Source organism: Mobiluncus holmesii ATCC 35242 (genome assembly GCF_000185445.1).
In the GTDB taxonomy this organism is placed as follows: Bacteria; Actinomycetota; Actinomycetes; order Actinomycetales; family Actinomycetaceae; genus Mobiluncus; species Mobiluncus curtisii.
The window spans coordinates 1,367,928-1,389,645 of sequence record NZ_GL622346.1 but is presented as its reverse complement, the minus strand read 5'-3'; the positions used below and the strand labels follow the sequence as shown (position 1 = coordinate 1,389,645).

The window sequence follows — 21,718 nt, the reverse complement described above, 5'->3', positions numbered from 1 at the left end:
GACTGAGAGCACCCTTGGACGCAAATGCAGATGAGCAGCAAACCGGGACAGGGCTGCAAGCCGCGAGAACCCTGATTATCATTCCTGCCTGGAATGAATCGGTGACCTTGCCGGTGGTCTTGGACCAAGTGGTAGCGGCAGATTTGGGCGCCGACATTTTGGTGGTCAATGATGGCTCCACAGATGCCACTCCCGACATAGTACGCAATTATGGTCCACCGGTGGAGCTGCTCGATTTGCCCTTAAATCTGGGGGTTGGCGGAGCGATGCGAGCCGGTTATCGCTACGCGGTGGAACATGACTATGATTATGCGATTCAGATTGATGGCGATGGGCAGCACGATCCGCTGTATGTGGAAAACCTGTTGACAGCCTGTCAAGAACAAGGTGCTGACATCGTCATCGGCGCTCGTTTTGCCGGTCGCGGAGACTATCAGGCACGCGGACCCCGGCGTTTAGCGATGCGTCTGTTAGCAATAGTGCTCTCCCGGGTGTGCGGGACAAAACTCACGGATACGACTTCAGGATTTAAACTGGTCAATCGCCGGGGCATGGAACTCTTTGCGCGGGAACTCCCCGCCCAGTATCTCGGTGACACCATCGAAGCTCTGGTTATTGCGGCAAAAGCGGGACTGCGCATCATGCAAGTGCCGGTGGAGATGCGCCCGCGCCTGGGGGGAGAGCCTTCCCACAGTCCGGTAGCTTCCGCGGTGTACCTGCTCCGGGCTGGTTTGGCATTGTTGGTAGCATTGTCCCGGCGAAAGGGAGGAAAGTGATGATGGGTGGCACGTACCTAATCGGGGTGGTTTTTTCTCTCCTGGTGTTCCTGATGATTATCTTGGCGCTGCGCAATTCGGGGATGAAAGAAAAATATTCCGTATGGTGGTTTTTGGTTGGCGTAGCGGTATTGGTTGTGTCCATTTTCCCCGGTGTCTTGACGTGGGTGGCAAAGAGTCTCGGTGTGGTAGTGCCCCTGAACTTGGGGTTTTTCCTCTCTGGGGTCGTTTTACTGCTGATGACTTTACAGTTTTCGGTGGATTTGAGCCGCAGTGACGCCGAAAAAAGGCATCTGGTGGAAGAAGTTGCTTTATTAAAACAGCGGATTGAAGTCTTGGAACGGAAAACCGGCGTTACCAGACATCCGCGAGCAGGGGCTGATGCGACTGATTTCGCTCCGGATGAGGACGCAAAGGAGAACAAATCACAATGATTACTTTCATCGCAGGTACTACCGCCGAATACATAAAAATCGCCCCCATCTTGCGTGAACTGCGGGAACGAGGGGTGGAATACCAACTATGGGCCACTGACCAGCATGTCGAAGGCGCCTCCGAGGTCCTGCAAGACTTTGGACTGCCTCCGGAAGACGCGCACTTTGTGCCGTCCTCGCATCGTCAAACCGTGGCGAGGACCGGTCAAGTCATCCCGTGGTTAGCCCGCATTGCTGGGACTTTTGTGCGTTTCTTTCCGGAATTTCGCAGGCGGTGTGACCGAGGGATTGTGGTGGTACATGGTGATACCTTCACGACTGTTATCGGCGCGCTAATGGGACGACTGTGGGGTTGCCGGGTCGCTCATGTAGAAGCGGGGCTGCGCAGCGGAGCCTTGTTTAATCCTTTCCCAGAAGAAATTAACCGGCGTATCGTTGGTCGCTTAGCGCAGCTGCATTTCGCCCCTACAGAGCTGGAAAGGGATAACCTCGCGAGTTCTGTGACGCGGGGATCGCGGATTATCGTGACGAAAGCAAATACGGTAGTTGATGCGTTGCGTTACGCGATTAATCACACCACCCCGCGGCAAGATTTACCTGAACATTTTGCACTCGTTACCCTGCATCGTTTCGAACTGGTGCAAAATCAGAACGACTATACGACGATATTGCGCAGAGTCGAGCGTCTCGCGGAGGATATGCCCGTGGTGCTGATGCTGGGACAATCCGAACGGGTGCTGCTTAAGAAATATGGTCTGACCTCTATCTTGAACGGTAACATCACAGTTTTAGAGAAAGAACGCTACATAAACTTCATGGCGATTTTGACCCGCGCAGCTTTAGTCATCACGGATTCCGGCGGACTGCAAGAAGAATGCGCGGTACTGGGAGTTCCGACCGCGGTGCACCGGGCGCACACCGAAAGGCAACAAGGCTTAGGTCGTAATGTGGTGTTGACCAAGATGGATTTAACAATTTTGGATGATTTCCTAACTCATTGGAGAGAATATCAGTTTGATTCACTGGTGGAGGCTTATCATCCATCGCGAATCATCGCGGACACCCTGACGGAGAAAGCATGAGCGAATCGAACCTCCCCGCCGACCGTGTCGAGCCGGCGCCAACATGTTCTGGAACAGTACAGATTGGTGCCACCCCCGCTACCGAAAAACCCATAGGGGGCATGCGGAGAAAGTTTGCCCAAATCGGACACTGGGCTGTTGCGGCTCCACTGTGGCTGCGCGCGGTGCTGGTGTTGATAGCCGTGGGAGGGTTTCTGCTCACCGGTTTCGCTTGGTCATTAGCCTCCCCGCCGGGAGGTTCTCCGGACGACGATTATCACCTCGCTAGTATCTGGTGTCCACGACCGGTGGAAAGTTCCGGATGTGCCACAAAGACCATCGACGGCAAACCCGCGGTGAAGGTTCCCGCCCGTTTCACCCAGTTGACCTGTTTTGTGACGAAGTCAAAGGTTTCAGCGGCTTGCAGCGAAGACTTTGACGGCGAGACGGCATTTACCAATCGTGTTGATCGTGGCGACTATCCCTGGGGTTACTACCAGCTACAGCATCTCCTGGTGGGAAAAAACGTGGAGGTTTCCGTGGTGGCAATGCGGATGTGCAACGTGGCTTTGGCGGTGCTGCTGCTCGGGGTCATATTGTTACTGGCTCCACCGCGATTCCGACCGTGGTATTTCCTTGCTTTGGTGGGGTCGTGGGTCCCGATGGGGATTTATTTAATCGCCTCAAATAATCCCTCCTCCTGGGCTCTGATAGGAGTCGCGGGATTCGGGCTGGGGCTTCACGCCGCGGCATTCAGCGAGCCGCGCCGCGAAGTTTTTCCCGCCACAACGCCCGCGCGTCTTCCCGTGTCGCTGCGGTGGCGGCAAATAGTCTTAGTGGTGCTTTCTGCCCTGGGGTGCCTGATGGCAATGGCGTCGCGCGCTGATGCCGCGTTTTATATTTTTGTTGTGTCGTTGAGCATCTGGATGCTGATTCCGCGCTGCCCACGCCGCCGTTGGCTGCTAATCTTTTCAATCATTGCTTCGGTGCTCGGTCTGATAGTCACCGCTACCTCCGGACAGAACGAAGCCCTGAGCGATTCCGGCGATAATGATCGCGAAATGCCTGGTCTTTTGGGGAAATTGTTTGGTTTGACCATGTCGCTGCCCCGATTCTTTTTCGGTTTGTGGGGTGCCGGATGGGGGCCGGGATGGTTTGACGTCAACCTGCGCCCTGAAGGAGTTTTTGCTTCTGCCATCGCGGTGGGAGTGCTGATTTCTCTGGGCTTGTCCACGTTCACGGCACGAAAATTCTGGGGCATCTTTTTCAGTTTGGGTGCATTGTTGGGAGTACCTTTCGTGGTGATGTTTTTGCAAAACTACGTCGACATCAACCGCTACCAGCCCCGATACATGCTTCCGCTGCTGGTCATCGTGATGGTGATTTGGCTGTTACCGCCGGTCTGCGCGGAGCCGGACCAACCTGCCCACAAATTCGTGACCAGTACTCTGTGCTATGAAATTTTTGTGCTGCTCTTTATGTGCTGGGCAAATCTGCAATCCCTCTTTGCGGTGGTAGGACGTTACGTTCGTGGCGAAACCTGGAAAGGCGGAGTGAATCTCAATAGTAAAATCTCATGGTGGTGGGATTTTCCCGCTCCGCTACCTCTCCAGACCTGGATTATCGGCGCGCTGACCTTTATCTTCGCGGTTTTCGCTACCTTGTGGTTGGTTCACGTTTCGCCCGCGCACCGGGGCACTCTTACCGAAACAAACTCTGGTGAACTTGAGGTATCCCATGCCTGACTTTACTGAGCTAGACGTAGTTATGCCGGTATTTAACGAAGGCGACCATGTTTCCGATGCAGCCGCTCATCTGCAAATTGCTGCTGCCCACGCGGGGATTAAAACTCGTCTCATCGTGGTTGATGACGGATCCGGTCCGGCGGATGCTGCCAAACTCGATGTCTTGGCGCAGCAGGGCGAGATTTTCTTGCTGCGTCAACCAAACAGTGGGCGTTTCTTGGCGCGTTCCCGGGGGCTTGCCGCGGCGCAAACCCGTTATGTCCTGCTCCTTGATGCCCGAGTGAACCTTGCCGCGGATGCGCTGCGCCGACTCAGACAGGAACTGCTCGCCAGTGAAGCCTCTCATCAGGTTCGGGAGGTCTGGAATTTTCATGTTCAGCTGGCTAACACCACCAGTCCCTGGGCAGCGTTTTGGTCTGGACTGACAAAAGTCTGGTGGCGTCACTACTGGATGAACCCCCGTCCCGTCACTATCAATTCCGCAAACTTTAATAGTTATCCCAAAGGCACCGGTGCTTTCTTTGCGCCGCGGGAACGGCTTTTAGCAGCGGTTGGGGAATTCTCCTCCAGCTTTGACAACCCCAAACTTGTTTCGGATGACACCGGTTTGCTGCGTTCCTTGGCGGCTGTGCCGGGTATCAGTCTCGATCCGGCAGTGAGCTGTGATTATTTCGGCAAAGACACACCCCGAAAGTGGTCGAAGCAATGCTTTTACCGCGGCACCACTTTTGTGGATTCTTATTTGGGAAACGTGCCTTGGTTTGGCTTACTGGGAATCCTTGCGGGGGCGGGAAGTGCTGCCCTGGCTGGATTTGCGCTGCTGCACTGGCATCCTCGTGTGGTGGCAGGGCTGGCATTAGCTGGTAGTGCCGCGGCGGGAGGTGCCGTGAAGGCTTGTGGGGGAACCAAGGGCGAAGCCTGTGCGGTGGGTGCTTTGACTCTCCCGTTCGGAATCATTTTCGGAAGCGGATTTTTGAGGGGTTTGGCAATGGGATGCCGTGCCGGCTACCGAAAACAATCGCGCCCCGAGGAAACCGCCGCGTTTACACCGCAATTCTTCGACCCCACGGTTTCGCAGGGAGAATAACCGTGAAACGAGTGGGAATAATTGGGGTGGCACTGATAGCAGCCAGCCTGCTCGGAATCTTGCTGTTGGCATGGGTGGCACGGTGGCTTCCCCCTGATGAAAACGCTGCGTTTATCGCCTTGTGGGGAGTCCTTTTCGCCGGGGGGTCGGCGCTATCCCTGGTAGAACAGGAAACTGCGCGTCAGACCGCCCTAGCCCACTCTCGCGGACAGAACCCTCCGGCTTCGATATGGCAGCTTAACCTTGTGGCTCTCGGATTTGCTTGGATGGTGTTGCTGCTTGTTGGGGTCACCCCCGGAGGGGCGGTTTTGTTTGGGAGTGATACTTCGGAGTCTCGCACCAGTTCTTTTCACTGGATTACGCTGGCGGTGTTGGCTTTTGCTTATTTAGGTTTTGTGGCGCAATTTTCGATGCGAGGTCTGGCTTTGGGGAGTCGGAGGGAAGGCATCTACGCGGTGATATTGGTGGCTGAACCGGTGTTGCGCCTGCTGGGACTGTTGCCTTTCGCGATTTGGCTGACCGCCCCTTCTCTGCTGTGGGCATTAGTCGCGACCGCCTTGGGCTCCTATGGTTGGATAGTGGCTCTGGGGCGCTTACGGGTGCATCCATTTGCCCCAGACTCACGAGAGCCGTGGCGGACCGTAGCGGGACGGGTGCTGACATTGGGGGCGGCAAACGCCCTTTTAGCTGCTATTTTGACTGGATACCCGGCTTTGGTGACCGGATTGTTAGGCAGCTCACGCGGTCTTGCCGTATTTTTTGCAGTGGTGACGCTGTGCCGTATCCCGCTGGTGCTGCTGTCCCCGATTCAGGCGCTGGTCATTCCGGAGACTACCCGGATACTCGCGGCGGGACGCGCTGCAGAACTCTATACCCTGCTGGGAAAGGTCTTTTTCGCGACCGTGTCGGTAGCGCTCACAAGTTTTGCTCTGGGATGGTGGTTGGGGCCGTGGGCAGTAGCCCTGTTGTTTGGTCCCGCTTACGTGGCTCCCGGCTGGCTGGTGGCGGTCATCCTCGCGGCGACGGTGGTCTTGGGGGCAGCTTTGCTCCAAGCCGCAGTTTTTGTTTCGTTGCAAAAATATCTCTATGCGGTGCTGACCTGGGCAGTGACCTTGGCTGGAACCGTAGCGGCACTGTGGGGGACTCCCGGTGAGGCGCTTTCTCGAGGCACTGCCGGTTTCGTGGCGGCTTCGCTGCTGGGATACCTTCTCTCTGCTTTGTTGCTTCGCTTCGCGCTGGGGCGTCTAGGCAGAGAGCAGGTCGCGAATCATGGTTAGCCAGCCGCGAGAGTACCGGCTGTAGTTGCCCCGGATGGCTTCAGCAACGATGCCGGGAATCCGGGCTAACCGATGGTGGGGCAGGTCACTGCGGTTTTGCTGGTGTGCCAATGCTTTCACCAGGTCGTGGCGTTGCGGGGGTGTGCCCAGCTGACGTGTGTCGGCAGCTTGAGCCAAGGAACGCGCGCGGGTCAGCCGACGTTGGTTATCCGATTCATTCCCTGCGGTGAGCTGTTTCCAACGGTCTCGCAAGGTAATTTTTCGAGCCCCGACCGCGTTCCCTCCGTGTTGGCGATAGTACGTTAGTGGGTGTTGCACAGAAGTCTGCACCAGGCGTAACCGTCCGTCTAATGCCGCCATCATGGCCAACCATTCATCATGCAGCAGTCCCGGTGGGGTCGGCATATTTTCGCGGGCGAATTCTCCCCGCAGCGCCACCGTTGCCCCGGTGATGAGATTACGTTTCAAAAGTACGGAAAACGCATCTCCCTCGGTCAAGTGCTGCAGTTCTGACGGCGAGGCTTTTAGTTCGCGCAACAGGGTCTTGGGACGTTGCGGATTTCCCAGGGGTCGCCCGTCGGAGCCGGTCAAGACCGCATCGGAATGCACCAGCTCCGCGTCGTGCAAAGCGGCGGTTAGTACCGTGGTCTTTTCGGGACCCCATTCATCGTCCTGATCGGAGAGAAACACAACATCAGTCGTGGTGGCACTGATTGCGTCAGAAAAGTTGTCGCGAATTCCTATCCGGGGACGGTGTAAGCGCCAGTTGAGACGAATCGGATGGGCGGGATGTTGACGATTAAAATCATCCACCAGGCTCTGCACAATCTCTACGGTGTTGTCACCAGAATCGTCGTCCCCGATGGTGAGCTCGTCGATAGGAAGTTGTTGATTCAAAATGGAGCGTACCTGCGTGGCGACAAAACGGGAACCGTTACAGGTCGTCATGGCCACCCCCAAGGTCGGGTGGGGAGGGAGCGGGGTGAGGTCGCGGCGCCAAATCTGGGTACTCATCTCTACCATTATAAAAGCCCGCCGAAAAAGCCGGGTATGATGAACACGGAACAAGACCCGGTAGGTTTGGCTCGCGAAAGCGTCCCAAAACAGTCCTGATACTCAGGCGAATCAATGGAAGGGAAACAAAATGCGGTGGATAGTTGTGGGAGCGAACGGAATGCTCGGTCAGGATTTGGTCGAGATGTTGCAATCCCAGGGGGAGGACGTGCGCACTTATGACCGTCCGGAAATCGACTTGACGGTGCAGTCTTCCGTCAAAGAACACGTGGTGGAGGCTGACGTGGTGGTTAACACCGCCGCTTTTACCGCGGTTGATAAGGCTGAGGAACAAGAACGCGCGGCCTTTGATATCAACGCGACCGCGGTGCAGTATCTGGCAGCGCAGTGCCGTGAAATCGGGGCACGCCTGGTGCATATTTCTACCGACTATGTGTTTGATGAACCGGCAGACCGAGAGACGCCTTGCGAAGAGTACGCTCTACCGAAACCGGCAGGAGCCTATGGACGGACCAAGCTGGCGGGTGAATGGGCGCTGCGTTCCCTCAGCGAGGATTACCTGATTGTGCGTACTGCCTGGCTGTATGGCGCCAAGGGCAATTGTTTCCCCAAGACTATGGCGCGTTTAGCGGGGGAACATGACCGACTGACAGTGGTGGCAGATCAGTATGGCCAACCGACCTGGACTTGTGACCTCGCAGATTTGATTTGGCGCCTGATTTCAGCGAAAGCGCCCAGCGGAATTTATCACGGGACAGCTCAGGGCAAGACGAACTGGCATGGTTTCACGCAGGCTATCGTACGTTCCCTGGGCAAGGATCCGTCGATGGTCGTTCCGGTCACCACCGCTGATTTCCCGCGCCCGGCCCCGCGCCCGGCTTTCTCCGTTTTGGCGCACAAAACTATCCGTGACCTGGGATTGGAGCCAATCGGTCCCTGGGAGGAACGCTGGGAAGTAGCAGCTAAAGAGATTTTGGCTGATTACTTGGATTGAACCCCGCGTTGCGGGGCGTCAACGCGCGGAGGCACTATGCCTCCAGCAGCCCCAGCAGGTAATCCCCGTAGCCGGATTTCCGCAGCGGCTCGGCGCGTTTGACCAGCTCCGCGTCGCTCAAAAATCCGCGGCGCCATGCGGCTTCTTCGGGGCAGCCCACTTTCAGGTCTTGCCGCTTTTCCACGGTTCGCACGAAAGCGGTTGCGTCCGCCAGGGAGTCAAAAGTGCCGGTGTCCAGCCAAGCCGTGCCGCGCGGCAGGACCTCGACCTGCAGTTTTCCGGCTTCGAGGTACACCCTATTGACGTCTGTAATCTCGTATTCCCCGCGGGCGCTGGGCTGTAGGTTCCGAGCGATCTCCACCACGTCGTTGTCATAGAAATACAGCCCCGGCACCGCATAGTTTGACTTGGGCTGCGCGGGTTTTTCTTCAATAGAAATCGCGCGGAAGTTTTCGTCGAACTCCACCACCCCGTAAGCCTTGGGGTTGTGGACGTGGTAGGCAAATACAGCCCCGCCGTCAATCCCCTTGAAGCGTTGCAGCTGGTCGCCCATGCCCGGACCATAGAAAATGTTGTCCCCCAGCACCAGGGCGGCTTCTTGCGAACCGATGAAATCCGCCCCCAACACGAACGCTTGAGCCAGCCCATTGGGCACCTCTTGCACCTGATATTCCAGGTGAATCCCAAACTGAGAACCGTCACCGAGCAGACGATGGAAAGACGGGGCATCGTGCGGGGTGGTAATGACCAGGACGTCTTGAATTCCTGCCAGAATCAAAGTCGTCAAAGGGTAATACACCATCGGCTTGTCATAGACCGGCACCAGCTGTTTCGAAGTGCCCAGAGTGATGGGATGCAAACGAGTGCCGGATCCGCCGGCCAAAATAATTCCACGCATGAAACTAAGCCTATCAACCAAAAGCCTCCCGAAATGACTTATGAACGGCGAAAACCTCCCTAAAATTAATCCCAGACCAGTGAAAGGGGAAACACCGTGGAACGCATCGGAGGGATTGAGAAACGCTACGCCTGGGGGTCAGATAGCGCTATTCAGGAGCGCTTTGGCATTGGTACGCCCGGTCAGACGCTGGCAGAAGTGTGGTTCGGCGCTCACCAGCTGTCGCCTTCGGTTTTGCTTGATGAGTCCGGTCAGGCAGAGGAGGACCCCTTAACTTTGGAGGACTGGATTGCGGCTGATCCGGTCGGTACATTAGGGGCTTCGGTGGTGGAGCGTTTCGGACCGCGCCTGCCCTACCTGATGAAGTTCATAGCCCCGAAACGCCCGTTGTCTCTGCAGGTCCACCCGGACAAAGCCCGTGCCGAGGCCCGCTACAAAGCTGAGGATTTGGCGGGCATCCCGCTGGATTCCCCGCAGCGGCTGTACAAAGACCCCAACTATAAACCTGAACTCATCTATGCGATTACGAAGTTCGAGGCACTGGCAGGGTTTCGGGCGCCTCGGCGCATTATCGAGATTTTTGCTGACTTAGACACCGAGCTAGCGGTGCAAATCGTGTCCATGCTGCGGGTCAATACGTCTCCCCAGGGCATCCGTACGGTGGTGGATCGACTCTTATCTCCCCATACGACCCCACAAGCTGCGCAGGTCGAGGCTACGGTGGCGGCGATGTCGGATCGCTTACAGGCGGGAACTTCTCCGTCCGTGCGCGTGGACCGGACCGTGATGGGTTTGGCACGTTCTTATCCGGGGGATGCGGGGGCAATTGTGGCAGCGATGCTGAATCCGGTGACGTTGCGCCCGGGGGAGGTGCTGTTTACGCCCCCCGGCGGGATTCACGCCTATCTGTCCGGATTGGGGGTGGAAGTGATGGCCAGCTCGGACAATGTGTTGCGGGCAGGGCTGACTGAAAAGCACGTGGATTGTCAGGAGCTGTTGAACTGTCTGGATTATGTCGCTGCCCCGCCGGTGCGCATCGCTCCGGAGTGGGTGACGGAGTCGACCCAGGTGTTCTATGCTCCGGTGGATGATTTCGAGTTTTCGGTGACCCGCCTGGATGGGCGGGAACTGGCGTTGCCCGGTCACGGGGGGCGCCTGATTCTGTGTTTGGAAGGTACTCCGACCATGCGTGATGGGGCGACTGCCGGTCTGGTGTTGCACCCGGGAGAGGTTGTGTTTGTCCGGGCAGATAAGGTTCCAGTCTATGCTGCCGGAACCGGGGTAGTGCTCCAGACTGATATTCCTTGAGACGAGTAGGTAATTATTCTCAAACCTGCTTTTGTGGCAAACGTTCCAGGGGCGTGTCGAGCTCATGTGACATATCTCACATTTGCGCTCAAACTGTGCAGTTGGTGGATTTTCGCGTGCTTGAGCCAAACGCTGAGCCTGAACCCACTTGAACTCTGGAATCACACACGTGTAACTTAGAGGTAACGGTTCTTGGCCCCTCTGAGACGCGGTGCCGAGTCTACAGAAGTTGTCCGAGCGAATGAGGTGAAGGGTCCTTGTGGAATCTGTTTGGTGAAGGCGATCTCGATTTCGCTGATACAGCCCCAGAGATTGACGAAATCCTCAACGGACCACTCGCTTGGCAAGCTCAGGCGCTGTGCGCTCAAACCGATCCAGAAGCCTTTTTCCCGGAAAAGGGCGGTTCGACACGGGAAGCAAAGAACGTCTGCTCCTGCTGCCCAGTAAAGGCTGAATGCCTGCAATATGCGCTGGAAAACGACGAGCGCTTTGGGATTTGGGGTGGCTTGTCCGAGCGGGAACGCCGTCGTTTGAAGCGTCGCGTGTCCTGACTCCAATAGGGAAGTAATATCCTTAACTCTGTGCGCACTGCAGTTACCGCCCTCATCGTCACTTCCGGGGAGACGCCCTATTTGGCAGCGACCCTTTTGGCGGTTTCGCGGCAAACCTTGGCGCCGCGCGACGTGTTCGTCATCGACGTTTCCAGCTCCGGGGTGGCGCATCGTTCCGGCACAAAAGTCCTGAAAACGCCGGGAGTTCCCAACTTGGGCGAAGCGCTGCGCCAAGCTACCGCGCAACCCGATTTTCCGACGCCCCCGCCGGGACAACCCCACGCCCTGTGGATTTTGCACGATGACTCCGCCCCCGCTCCTACCTGCCTGGCTGAACAGCTGAAAGTCCTGGAATCTGACTCTGCCATCAAAGTAGTGGGAGCGAAACAGCGACTGTGGGACAAAGCCAATCAAATCGTCGAGGTCGGCATCCACGCGACTCGCTCCGGGCGCCGTCTGCAAGAAATGGACACCGGTGAAGTCGATCAGGGGCAATACGACGGTCGCGGAGACGTGCTGGCAGTGGGCACGGCGGGAATGCTGGTGGACTGGGACACATTTCGCCGTCTGGACGGTTTCGACCCGCACTTAGGACCTTTCGGTGATGGTCTGGAGTTTTCCCGGCGGGTTCGCCTGGCGGGGTATCGGGTCATGGTGGCGCCGCACGCCGTGGTTTATCACAAGATGGCAGGCTACTTTGGGCTGCGCGGTCCCGATGGAGGACGTCCCGCGCGTTCTGCCCGCAGCTTTGACCCCACCGGGCGCGATGCGGATGCCAACGGCAAGCTGGAACCGAATCCGAAGCGTTCCTTTGCTGCCCGGCGCACCGCCCAGCTGCACAACTGGATGGTGGCAGCGCCCTGGTGGCAGTTTATCTTCCTCCCCCTGGCAGTTTTGGTACTCGGCGCGCTGCGGGTGCTCTGGCGAATCATCACGAAAGAGCCAAAACTGGCGGCAGGAGAAGTGAAATCCACCCTGGTAACGGTGTTCCGACCTTTTGCAGCGTGGCAATCCCGATTGCGACGGGCACGACAAAGCAAGATTAGCCCCCGCACCCTGCGACCCCTCCAAGCGAAGTCGTCCCAAATCCGCCAAGCCAAAACGACTGCCCGGCGCGTCGCGAAGGATCAGCGCCGTCCCCAGATTCCGGACGGGGTCGCACGACGTAATTTTTATACCGAAAAATCCTTGGATCGCACCCTCGTGTGGAGCGTCGCTGCCGCTCTGATTCTGGTAGCGCTGGTGGGCTGGCGCTTTGCCATCGGCGGCGTGTCTGGGGGAGCATTGGCGAACCTGCCGGCCAGCAACCGGGACTTTTGGAATGACCTGATTTCCGGGTGGATTCCTGCCGGTCTGGGCTATGGCTCAACAGTCGGGGCAGCGGATCCCCTAGGGCTGGAAGTGGCGAGCCTGGGACAGGTCGCCGGTCTGGTCGGAGTAAAAGGGGCGGTGGTGCTGGCAGTCCTGTTGTTTGCGACCCTGCCTCTCGCCTGGCTGAGCGCGTGGTGGGCTAGCGGAGTCCTCACGGACTCTCGCACGTTGCGTGCCCTCGCTGCCTTGTCCTGGACTTTGAGCCCGAACCTGCTGGTCAGTATGGGGCTGGGGCAGTTGCCGGTGTGGATTTTGGCAGTGAGCGTGCCCCTTTTCGTTGGTTCACTAGCGCGGGGCACGGGGATGCCCGTGACTCGCACCGTGATGGGAGAAATCGAACCGGTCACCGTCAGCGTGCATTCTGCCGCGATTATTCAGGTTGGTATTGCTGCCCTCACCGGGTTCCTGACAGTGAGTGCGTCCGTGATTATGGTCATTCCCGTGGTGCTGCTGGTGGGGCTGGCGATGCTGAAAGGAGTCGCTAACCCGCTTTATGTCGGCGCGCAAGCGGAGACGAGAGCTTCTACTTTTAGCCGCATTCCTGCCCGTTTACGGCTGAAAGCCGTTCATGCTCTGATTGTGTTGTCTCCCGCGGTGCTGCTGGCTTTGCCCACAGCGATGCGCACGGTGAGTTCGCCTGCCCAATGGTCGCTGTGGCTGTCCAGTCTGTCGGTGCCGCTGCCCGTCTCTATGCCGAACTGGTGGGATTTGCTCACGGCGTGGCCGCTTGATGTGGCGGCGACAGCCCTGCCCATTGCCCTGCCGGGCTGGCAAATTCTCGCTTTCCTGCCCCTGGGGTTGTTGCTGCTCACCGTGGTGGTGGGGGTGATTATTCCGGGTCGTTCCACCGGGGCGCACTGGAGTCTGCTGTTTGCGCTGGGGGGCGTGGTGACGGCGTGGCTGGCGAGTTCCACCCCGGTTTCCGTTTCGGGAGCTGACGCCGTATGCGCGTGGGGCGGACCGGGGCTGGCGGTGTTTCACGCGGGATTGATTACGTCCGCCCTGTTCTCGATGGGGCGTCTCGAGCTGACAATGCCGGTAGAGATTGCCAACTGGAGCAATCGCAGCGCTAAAGCCGTGGTGGCAGCCGCGCTGTTGATTCCGGTCTTGGGTGCCACCCCGGTGTTGGTAAACCAGTTTGCGGCTCCTGCCGATTCCGGCTTTAACGCCCTGAAAACGTTCCGGGAGGCGAGCCTTCCCGCTACGGTCGCGCAAGGGCAGTCTTCCCCGCGCCACCTGCGGGCGCTGAACCTGGAGGTCGCCAGCGCCCCGCACCAATCCACCCTGGTGACGGCGAGTCTGTGGCGGGACTGGCGAGACACGACTTTTGAGGCTTCCCCCTATCTGAAACTGAAAAATTACCGTAACGTGACCGGGTCCCGTACCCCCGATGCGGCTGACGCGGTGCTACAGACCACGGTGGCAGCGGTGCTGGGGGGTTCCACTCCGAAGCTGGGCGAACAGCTCGCCCAGTTGAACGTGAACTTCATTATCGTGCCCCCCAGTCGTGATGCCGCGACCACTGCCCTGGTCAACACGTTGGATTCGGCAGCGCCACTGGAACGGATTACCACCACGGAGGCTGGCACGGTGTGGCGTCTGGCTGATTCCGCCACGGCGAGCCTGGCTCGGATTGCTCCTGCCCAGTGGAAGGGGGGACACCCGTCCTGGCCGACTGGTGAAGTCAAGGCGCAGGCTCTCAACGTGCGTGGCGGGAAAGCTCGTGTCCCGGAGGGACCGGCGGGGCGCTTGCTGGCGTTGAGTGAACGTGCTGATAGCAGCTTTACCGTGCGGTTTAACGGCAAAATTATCGACCCGGTAGAAACGGGTCAGTGGAATGCGCTCTATCAGCTACCCCCCAGCTCCGGCACCGTGACCATCACCTACGCTTATCTTCCCCACCAGCTGTGGGGTGCGGTGCTGCTGGTGTCCCTGCTGATTGCCCTGGCAGCAGCCCTACCGCTGCGTCGGGTGTCGGAGGTGAGATTGTGAAACTCGAAACGGTTGAGGATACGCTGCCAGAGGCGGAGTCCCCAGAAGTGAAATCGGCGGACTCCCGTTACGCGACGGTCAGCCGGTGGGAGCGGGTACGTTGGTTCCTCGCCACCCTGCTGGTCGTGACCGTGGCCGGGCTGGTGGTCGCCATTGGTTTGACTCGACCGGCAGCTGCTCAGAAGCCGCACTATGGCGAGCCGGTCCCGGTTCCTCCCGGTCAGATTACCTTGGCTTGTCCTCAGGTGCCGCCTACGGTGAATCCGGCAGCGGTCGATGGGGAGGGCAAGCCGTTGACCCCGCCCAAAATCGCGGGGTCGATGACCTCCACCGTTTTGGCTCGCACTGATAGGGTTCCGGAAAAGGCTGTCTACCAGCCCCTGGGCTCGCTGGGACGCGCCCCGCAGCCCGCCACTCCGACTCCGGCAGAAACGACCCCGAACCAAACTAAGTCGCATCATGCCGGGACCGCGCACGCCTCAAAAAATGACCCCGAAGAAGTCGCCCCGCCCCCGGAGAATCCCCGCAACGACCTCGTGCTGACCCCGAAATCGGCGATGCTGTACGGCAGTTTTTCCACTCCGGTCAGCGGTTTCCTCACGGCGCAACCGTGGGATGGCAAAGTTGCCCTGGCGGCGGCTGACATCGAACAGTCGGTGTCTTCGGGTGACTATCGTGGTTTGGCCAGTGCGTCCTGTCAACCGGCACAGTTGGAATCCTGGCTGGTCGGCGGTTCGAGCGAGGTCGGGGAATCGAGCGTGTTGCAGCTGATGAACCCCTCCGCCAATCCGGTGGATGCCAAGGTCGAAGTCTGGGGAGACACCGGGAAACTCGATTTTCCCCGCGGGGACAAAATCAACGTGCCTGCACATCAGCTGCAAGCCATTCCCCTGGAATCCCAGGTGGGAGGGAGCCAGCGTCTGGTGGTGCGAGTCACCGCAAACGGAGCCGGTCTGGCGTCTTCACTGCAGACGCACAGTTTGCTGGGCTTGACGGCGGGGGGAGTCTCCCTGGTACACGCCTCGACCCTGCCGCACACCACCCAGGTCATTCCGGGCGTGGCGATGGACGGGAGTCTTGGCGCGGTGCGCCTGTTAAATCCTGGTGCGGATACGGCACGAGCCAGCATTGAAGTCGTCAACGAAAACGGTCGTTTCCCGCTGCCGGGAGGCAAAGACCTGGATTTGGATCCCGGCGCGGTGCTGGATTTCACGCTGGGTGGCTTGCAGCCGGGCAACTATGCGGTGGTTGTCAACGCCACTCAGCCCGTGGTGGCAGGAGCGGTCATCTATCGGCAAGGCTCGGTTTCTCCCACGGACCCGGACAAATTTGTGCGCGATGTGGCGTGGCTGCCCGCGCTGTCTACCGGCGGAGGAGTGGTGATGGGACCCGCCGCAACCCAGCGGCAGCTGCTGGTCACAAATCTCACCAACAAACCTCAGGAATATCGGATTGCGGAAACCACCCATGTCGTCAACGCGATGACCACGGCGGTGATGCCCCTCAAGGAAGAAACTCCGCAGCTGGTAGAAGCCCCGGATTTGTATGTAACCCAGCTGGTCACCACGAACTTGGGTGACGGTGATGGGATTGATGCCCTAGAGCCGATTCCCGACCTGGCTGTGTCCAGCCAAATCTATGTCCATCTCACCAGCTGAGCAGTGGTTTAAAAGCGAGGGCGAGACGCTAAATCCCGTATCGCGAGCCAGACACCGCGGAAAGTCTCTGTTCCAAACGTGCCTGAATCGCAGTGTTCGTGCGATACTCGGCGTCCCGGCGCAGCACCAGGACCGCGGCGATGAAGCGCTCTGGGTCAGTTCCGGGGGGCGGTGGTGGATACACCCTGTTCACCAGGGCGGTGGCGAGCGCTTGGGCGGTGCGCTGACGGTGGATTGGGTCCATCTTGGTGGCGCTTTGCAAAAACCGGCGTGCTGCTACGGTGGTGACCCCGTCAAGCTCTCCGACGTTGGCGTCCCCTGCCCAATCTGCCAGCTCCGGAGCCATCAGCAGCGGTCTACGGGTCACTCCGGACGCCTCGGAAACGGCGTAAGTTCCGGCGAAAATATCCCCGATGCGTTTGCCTCTCCGGTTCGTCCATGCCGCAATAATCGCCCCGGCACCCATCGTCATCCATAGCTCGCCCAAGCCAATCAGGGTGCGCACGAAAGCATGGCGCAAAGTGATGGGACCTCCGTCATCACGAACTATGCGCGTCCCCACGATGAAACGTCCCAGCGATTTGCCGCGGGTCAGCGTTTCGACCAGCATCGGCACCAAAAACAGCCATACCGCCGTGACTATCGAGATGAACGCGGCGACTTGTGCCTCGTTGGAAAAAAATGGAATCTCGTCGCCGTCACCGCGCAGCTCCATAATCAGGAACAGGATTTCGTAAGTAATAATCATCCCTAAAATCACGACGATGGCATCGACAATAGCTGCCGCGACGCGCAAAAATAGTGACGCCGGCTGCACCAGCAGGGCGATGGCTTCACCGGTGATGACCACGTCGGGTCGGATTTTCGTTCCGCTAAATTGTTCCATTGAGTATAAATTAGCAGCATGGACATCGATGCGTATACCGCAGGGCGGACTGAGGACTGGAAACGCCTGGCGGCGTTAAACCGCAAACCCCGTCTGAGCGGGGCAGAAATCGACGAACTGATGGGGCTATATCACCGCGCTAGTGCGGATTTGGCGACTATCACTTCCGTACCGACTGACCCGGATGTCGTGTTGGATTTGACGAATCTGGTGTCCACGGCACGAGGGCGTATCGGGGGGACACGCCGAACGTTTCGGGAGTCCGTGGGCGGATTCTTTACCGTGACTCTGCCCCTGGCGCTGTATCGAATTGGACCGATTTTCCTGGCGCTACTGGCGCTATCGCTGATTACCGCGGTGTTTACGGGCTTTTGGATCTATACCCATCCCGAGATTCTGCTGGCGCAGCAAACCGAGATTGAGATGCGCCAATATGCCGAAGATTCTTTCAAAGCCTATTATTCAAACTATCCTGCCCCGGATTTTGCTGCCCAAGTGTGGACCAATAACGCGACGATTGCCGTGATGATGGTGGCTATGTTCTTTACCGGTGCCTATCCGGTCTACCAGTTGTTGATGAACTTCGCCAATGTGGGGGTGGCAGGAGCCATCATGGCAAAGTACGGTGATTTGGGGATTTTCTTCGGGCTTATCACCCCTCACGGGTTGCTGGAACTGTCTTGTATCGTGTTGTCTTGCGCCGCGGCGCTGCGGCTGTTTTGGGCGTTGTTTGTGCCCGGTGAGGATCCACGCATGGTGTCCTTGGCGCGGGCAGGTCGCCAGTTCGGTCCGGTGGCAGCCGGGCTGATTATCCTGCTGGGGATTTCGGGGCTAGAAGAAGCGTTCTTGACGCCGTCTGCGTTGTTGACACCGGTAAAGATAACGGTGGCAGTGGTGGTTTATGCGGTTCTCGTGGCGTGGATTGTGGTTTTCGGTCGACGCGCGCAGCGCGCCGGTTTGACTGGGGATTTGGACGAATCAGCTGCTGGTTACGTGGCGTAGCGGACCGGCGGACTTACGGGTGCGTCACCACCGTGGTGTTGGTGTCCGCCCAATCCCACATCCACTTGGCGTCGTCGGGACGCATATTGACGCAGCCGTGCGAACCGGTATCGGGAGTATAGACGAAACTGGTGCGCCACGGTGCGGGGTGGAGGGCGAACCCCTTGTGAAAATACTGGATATAGTTCGCCGGCTCGGAATACGGTCCGTCAAACCCGATCCCGGTCATGTCTTGGAACGGAACTCGTGAATAAATCTTGAACACGCCCTGCACGGTGGGGGCGAGCCGGTGTCCGTGAACGACCGGGACTGGTCCCATGACCAGCTTATCGCCTTCGTAGGCTGCCAAAGTGTGGGTGGTCAGGTTGACGTCAACCCATTTCTCATTGGGTTGGGGGTGGTAGGTCAGCGGCGGATCTGCCACCACGGTGTCATCGAAACCGGCGTGGCGGGGAGACAGCTTTCCGGCGACTTTCACGTTGCCGGTGCTGTTGTGCAGGGCTGTTTTAATCTGGGTAACCAGGCTGTTCGGGTGGTCTACCGTCGCCCCATTGACCGGATCTTTCAGCAGGCTCACCAGGCGACCCGCACTGTCTACCTGTCGTTTTCCGTTTACGGCGGTTTTTTCGACTTGGGAGGTGCAGGAGTGTACCCACTGAGTAATTGCGTCGACGTTGAACTGGGGCTTGGGCAGCGGCTGAGGGTTGAACTGTTTGGTGGGTTGCGGTACCGGCTGCAGCCAGGAGCAAACCTGGTCGGGCTTAGCTAAAAAGCTTTTGCTCCCCAGACGCAAAGTGACGCTGCGCTGACACGCTGCCTGGCGTGCAGCGCTGATTTGGGCAGACTGCTCCGGGCTCCACACCGGCGGGTGGCTAAATGTCAGCCAGCTCGCTCCGAACACCAGCAGCAACGCTGCCCCGAGCACGAGTGAGCCGGGGTGGGATGTGAGCGAACCACGCCGATGCTGCGGCGTCAAATGCGTCGGATGATACGGGAAGGGCATCCATGGAACCTTTCGAATACCTAGAGGACCCCAGCCCTGTGGATGACCACCGGAGTTCCCACTCGAGCCCAGTTGAACAGCTCTTTGGCATTGGCGGGCTTTAAGTTTACGCAGCCGTGTGACCCACCGTAGTTCGTCTGCACCCAATTCCAGCGAGTATTGGTGCCGTGTACGGCGTAGTCGCCGTGATAATACATGGTCCAGGGGCTCCACGTGTCATAAGCGCCGTCCCAGGCGTTATCGTTTTTCATGTGGGCGTTCACCAGTTTGGTTTGGACGTGAAAAATTCCGGGATAGGTCGGGGATGGCAGCGATCCGTGGACTGCTTCGACGGGTCCCCACACAACTTTGTCGCCTTCCCAAGCCGCTACGGTGTGGTTGGTCAGGTCGATACTGATGAACTTTTCCCCCGGCTTGGCTTTGTAGGGCGGGCGGGGCAGGTTTTCGTCCACGACCGTGTCGTGAAATTTGCCTTCCTGGACTGCCATTTCAAAAACGCCGCGATAGTTTTGTCCGGCTTTCAGGGCGGCGGTGATTTCGGCGGCGATGGTCTCATTGTTCGAGACTTTCTTGGAGTCCAGAGCCATTTTGGTCAGGGTCAACAGGTAGCCATCTTTCGTCATGGTGCGTTCGCCGGGACCATGGTTCACGTCGATTTTTTCGTCGGTAAACGTTTTTAGCCAATCCAGCACTTTCTTTTCGCTGATGACCGGTCCGTTCTCGGTGACTTCGACCCATTGGGCTTTGTCTGCCGGGGGAATGACGTGCCCGACCTTGCGACCAATCAGGTTTACTTTCGGGGCAATCAGTTCGTTTCCGGTCTTTGCCCAAGTTTTCAGCTGTGCATCCGGGGCGATGGGGGAAACTTTGGTCAGTTTCACCTTGAGGGTTTGTTTCATCTGGGTCTTCCAGGTTTTTTGAGCGGCGGCGATGACGATTTTCGGGTCGACGCCTTGCCCAGCGCTGCCCGCCTGCACCTCAAAAGTGCCGCGTTCACTGTTAAATCCCAGATGCGGGTCAACGACGGTGTCGGGTCGTCCAGCGGTCAGGGCACGAGCGGCTTGGGTGGCGACGACTTTATCAAGGGTGAAAAGGGGGGTGACCTGGCGTTCTTTGACGGTGGACGCCAAGACTTCGCCCAGGTTGTGGTTGGCCTTCATCACGACAGCGGCGGTGCCGGGAACGTCGCAGTCCAAACCCATCTGTCCCAGACTCAAGGATTTTTGGGGAATGTCTCCGCTAAAGGTGACGCGCAGATTTTGGCAGTTGTCGGTCAAATGGCGTTTCAGTTCATCGGGGGTCATGCCCCCGACGTCGAGTTTTCCGACCGTAGTGTGGGGCAGGGCCAACTTGGAATAGTGCGCGGCGTAAGCCCAGCCGCCACCGGTCAAACCGAGGGCGAGAACCCCCGCGCTGACGCCGACCACGATGGACCAGCGGCGTTTTTGCTTGACAACACCACGAATCTCTAAAGTGGGGTTCAAATTGTCTGCTGTCATTGCCACCTCTCCATCCTCGTTAATCATAGCTGAAACCTGTTGTTCCCCAAGTGAATGATTGTCTGAGCACTTTGACGTTTCAAGTGGATGATCTGCGCTATTTATTTCACTGGGATCACTTACAGTCTGTCATCTGACTGACTGTAAGTGGATGGTCGCTGGGCATACTTAATCAAATAATTAACCCTAGTTTTCAACGGAGAATCGCGCTACAATGAAATAGCGCAGGAGGTCGGCGGCGTGTCTCGTTCAGCGCGTTTTTAAGCCATCCAACGTTTAGGGGGAAATTTTATGAAATCCCTGATTTATGGAGTGGTGAGCATTTTAGCTTTGAGCTTAGCAGCCACTTTGCCAGCACAAGCCGCTGAGTACCGCGAGGTCACGGATTCCCTCACAGGAGCAACTCTGAAAATTTGGAACGAGGGTAATTGCGAGTCTTTCCGTGTCAATGAGGTGGTTCGAAACGATAGAAATGACAGAGTCGTAAAGCTCGCATATGATATTGATGCTTCTTGCAGGGTTTCGAACTTTACCAGCAGCTTTGAAAACCTACCCGCTAAGACGCAGCTGACCAGCAGTACCCGGTCGGGCTACCAGTGTAAGACGCTCTACACCAACCATTATTTGAAGGATCCCGTTGGCTTAGTTATTTCAAGTCTGAAAATGAACAGCTTGATGTGCTGGAACGGGAGTATGAGTTATTTCAGTGCTCCCAGATACGCCAACGCAACCGCGCCATTATCCTGGAACCATGTTGTGAATAATGCACGTTTTACCTCGATTGGAGACACTGTTGGTAGGAACGCGCGAATTAGTGCAGTCGCGGATTTTAAAACTGACTTTGTTACCTGCAGGGGTAAAACCTACAACATGAGCAATTCGGCTACTTCTAATCCCAACGGCAGTTATTCAGCTGGTTTTTCGCATGATTTGCGAGGCTGCATAGTTGATACGGTACACGCAGAAACGAGTCATTATGCGCGCTAGGACTGCTTTTGCTCTGGTTGGATTGGCGCTAATCGTTTGCAGTGTCATTCCCACCCCGTTCTTCTCGAACGCTTCACTGCCCTCAGTTTTCGCACATTCAGGGGTTTCCCTAGTGTATTTGCTAGGAATACTTTTGGTTTTGCCCTTTGCGTGGCGTGTTCCGTCTTCACCCTTT

18 protein-coding genes are annotated in these 21,718 nt (G+C 57.8%); 13 read left to right on the top strand and 5 right to left on the bottom strand.

Going from position 1 to position 21,718, the window contains the following annotated elements:
• Positions 1–14 precede the first annotated feature (14 nt).
• Genes HMPREF0576_RS06010 through HMPREF0576_RS05985 form a run of 6 tightly spaced genes read left to right on the top strand, consistent with a single transcriptional unit; the run spans position 15 to position 6,380 of the window.
• A complete protein-coding gene (locus HMPREF0576_RS06010; protein ID WP_004011133.1) occupies positions 15–776 on the top strand; it encodes a glycosyltransferase family 2 protein in 762 nt (253 codons plus the stop codon).
• Positions 776–1,210, top strand: a complete 435-nt coding sequence (locus HMPREF0576_RS06005) for a DUF2304 domain-containing protein (RefSeq protein WP_004007370.1) — start codon at positions 776–778, stop codon at positions 1,208–1,210. Before HMPREF0576_RS06010 ends, HMPREF0576_RS06005 begins: the two co-directional genes overlap by 1 nt.
• Positions 1,207–2,292, top strand: a complete 1,086-nt coding sequence (locus tag HMPREF0576_RS06000) for a UDP-N-acetylglucosamine 2-epimerase (RefSeq protein WP_004007369.1) — start codon at positions 1,207–1,209, stop codon at positions 2,290–2,292. Before HMPREF0576_RS06005 ends, HMPREF0576_RS06000 begins: the two co-directional genes overlap by 4 nt.
• Positions 2,289–4,016 (top strand): DUF2142 domain-containing protein, encoded by a 1,728-nt coding sequence (locus HMPREF0576_RS05995; protein WP_004011132.1) that lies wholly within the window; start codon positions 2,289–2,291, stop codon positions 4,014–4,016. Before HMPREF0576_RS06000 ends, HMPREF0576_RS05995 begins: the two co-directional genes overlap by 4 nt.
• A complete protein-coding gene (locus tag HMPREF0576_RS05990) occupies positions 4,009–5,103 on the top strand; it encodes a glycosyltransferase (RefSeq protein WP_004011131.1) in 1,095 nt (364 codons plus the stop codon). The genes HMPREF0576_RS05995 and HMPREF0576_RS05990 overlap by 8 nt, the downstream gene beginning before the upstream one ends.
• A gap of 2 nt (positions 5,104–5,105) precedes the next feature.
• Positions 5,106–6,380, top strand: a complete 1,275-nt coding sequence (locus HMPREF0576_RS05985; protein ID WP_245527353.1) for a lipopolysaccharide biosynthesis protein — start codon at positions 5,106–5,108, stop codon at positions 6,378–6,380.
• Here HMPREF0576_RS05985 and HMPREF0576_RS05980 read toward each other — a convergent pair.
• Entirely contained in the window at positions 6,348–7,394 is a 1,047-nt protein-coding gene (locus tag HMPREF0576_RS05980) for a glycosyltransferase (RefSeq protein ID WP_245527352.1), read from the bottom strand. The genes HMPREF0576_RS05985 and HMPREF0576_RS05980 overlap by 33 nt on opposite strands.
• Positions 7,395–7,524: 130 nt before the next feature.
• On the opposite strand from HMPREF0576_RS05980, the gene rfbD reads away from it, so the two are divergent.
• The gene (gene rfbD / locus HMPREF0576_RS05975; RefSeq protein WP_004011128.1) at positions 7,525–8,388 is read left to right on the top strand and encodes a dTDP-4-dehydrorhamnose reductase; all 864 of its coding nucleotides are present in this window, start codon (positions 7,525–7,527) and stop codon (positions 8,386–8,388) included.
• A gap of 34 nt (positions 8,389–8,422) precedes the next feature.
• Here rfbD and rfbA read toward each other — a convergent pair whose 3' ends face one another.
• Complete coding sequence (rfbA, locus tag HMPREF0576_RS05970) at positions 8,423–9,286, bottom strand: glucose-1-phosphate thymidylyltransferase RfbA (protein WP_004007363.1); 864 nt, start codon at positions 9,284–9,286, stop codon at positions 8,423–8,425.
• Positions 9,287–9,382: 96 nt separating this feature from the next.
• Here rfbA and manA point away from each other — a divergent pair, with 96 nt between their 5' ends.
• The 4 genes from manA (at position 9,383) to HMPREF0576_RS05950 (ending at position 16,166) form a co-directional block, all read left to right on the top strand.
• A complete protein-coding gene (gene manA, locus HMPREF0576_RS05965; protein WP_004011127.1) occupies positions 9,383–10,594 on the top strand; it encodes a mannose-6-phosphate isomerase, class I in 1,212 nt (403 codons plus the stop codon).
• Positions 10,595–10,851: 257 nt separating this feature from the next.
• Positions 10,852–11,145, top strand: a complete 294-nt coding sequence (locus HMPREF0576_RS05960; protein WP_004007361.1) for a WhiB family transcriptional regulator — start codon at positions 10,852–10,854, stop codon at positions 11,143–11,145.
• 30 nt (positions 11,146–11,175) lie between these two features.
• Positions 11,176–14,508 (top strand): glycosyltransferase family 2 protein, encoded by a 3,333-nt coding sequence (locus tag HMPREF0576_RS05955; protein ID WP_036324313.1) that lies wholly within the window; start codon positions 11,176–11,178, stop codon positions 14,506–14,508.
• Entirely contained in the window at positions 14,505–16,166 is a 1,662-nt protein-coding gene (locus HMPREF0576_RS05950) for a DUF5719 family protein (RefSeq protein ID WP_004007359.1), read from the top strand. Before HMPREF0576_RS05955 ends, HMPREF0576_RS05950 begins: the two co-directional genes overlap by 4 nt.
• A gap of 28 nt (positions 16,167–16,194) precedes the next feature.
• On the opposite strand, the gene HMPREF0576_RS05945 is transcribed toward HMPREF0576_RS05950, so the two are convergent.
• Positions 16,195–17,052 carry an RDD family protein gene (locus HMPREF0576_RS05945; RefSeq protein WP_004011125.1) on the bottom strand — a complete coding sequence of 286 codons (858 nt, stop codon included), beginning with the start codon at positions 17,050–17,052 and terminating at the stop codon, positions 16,195–16,197.
• 120 nt (positions 17,053–17,172) lie between these two features.
• On the opposite strand from HMPREF0576_RS05945, the gene HMPREF0576_RS05940 reads away from it, so the two are divergent.
• Positions 17,173–18,054: a stage II sporulation protein M gene (locus tag HMPREF0576_RS05940; protein WP_392390511.1), complete on the top strand. Its 882-nt coding sequence runs from the start codon at positions 17,173–17,175 to the stop codon at positions 18,052–18,054.
• Positions 18,055–18,067: 13 nt separating this feature from the next.
• Here HMPREF0576_RS05940 and HMPREF0576_RS05935 read toward each other — a convergent pair whose 3' ends face one another.
• Complete coding sequence (locus HMPREF0576_RS05935) at positions 18,068–19,057, bottom strand: L,D-transpeptidase (protein ID WP_036324310.1); 990 nt, start codon at positions 19,055–19,057, stop codon at positions 18,068–18,070.
• 20 nt (positions 19,058–19,077) lie between these two features.
• The gene (locus HMPREF0576_RS05930) at positions 19,078–20,556 is read right to left on the bottom strand and encodes a L,D-transpeptidase (protein WP_245527351.1); all 1,479 of its coding nucleotides are present in this window, start codon (positions 20,554–20,556) and stop codon (positions 19,078–19,080) included.
• A 291-nt stretch (positions 20,557–20,847) separates the two neighbouring features.
• On the opposite strand from HMPREF0576_RS05930, the gene HMPREF0576_RS05925 reads away from it, so the two are divergent.
• Complete coding sequence (locus HMPREF0576_RS05925; RefSeq protein WP_004011121.1) at positions 20,848–21,543, top strand: hypothetical protein; 696 nt, start codon at positions 20,848–20,850, stop codon at positions 21,541–21,543.
• The last annotated feature ends 175 nt before the right edge of the window (positions 21,544–21,718 follow it).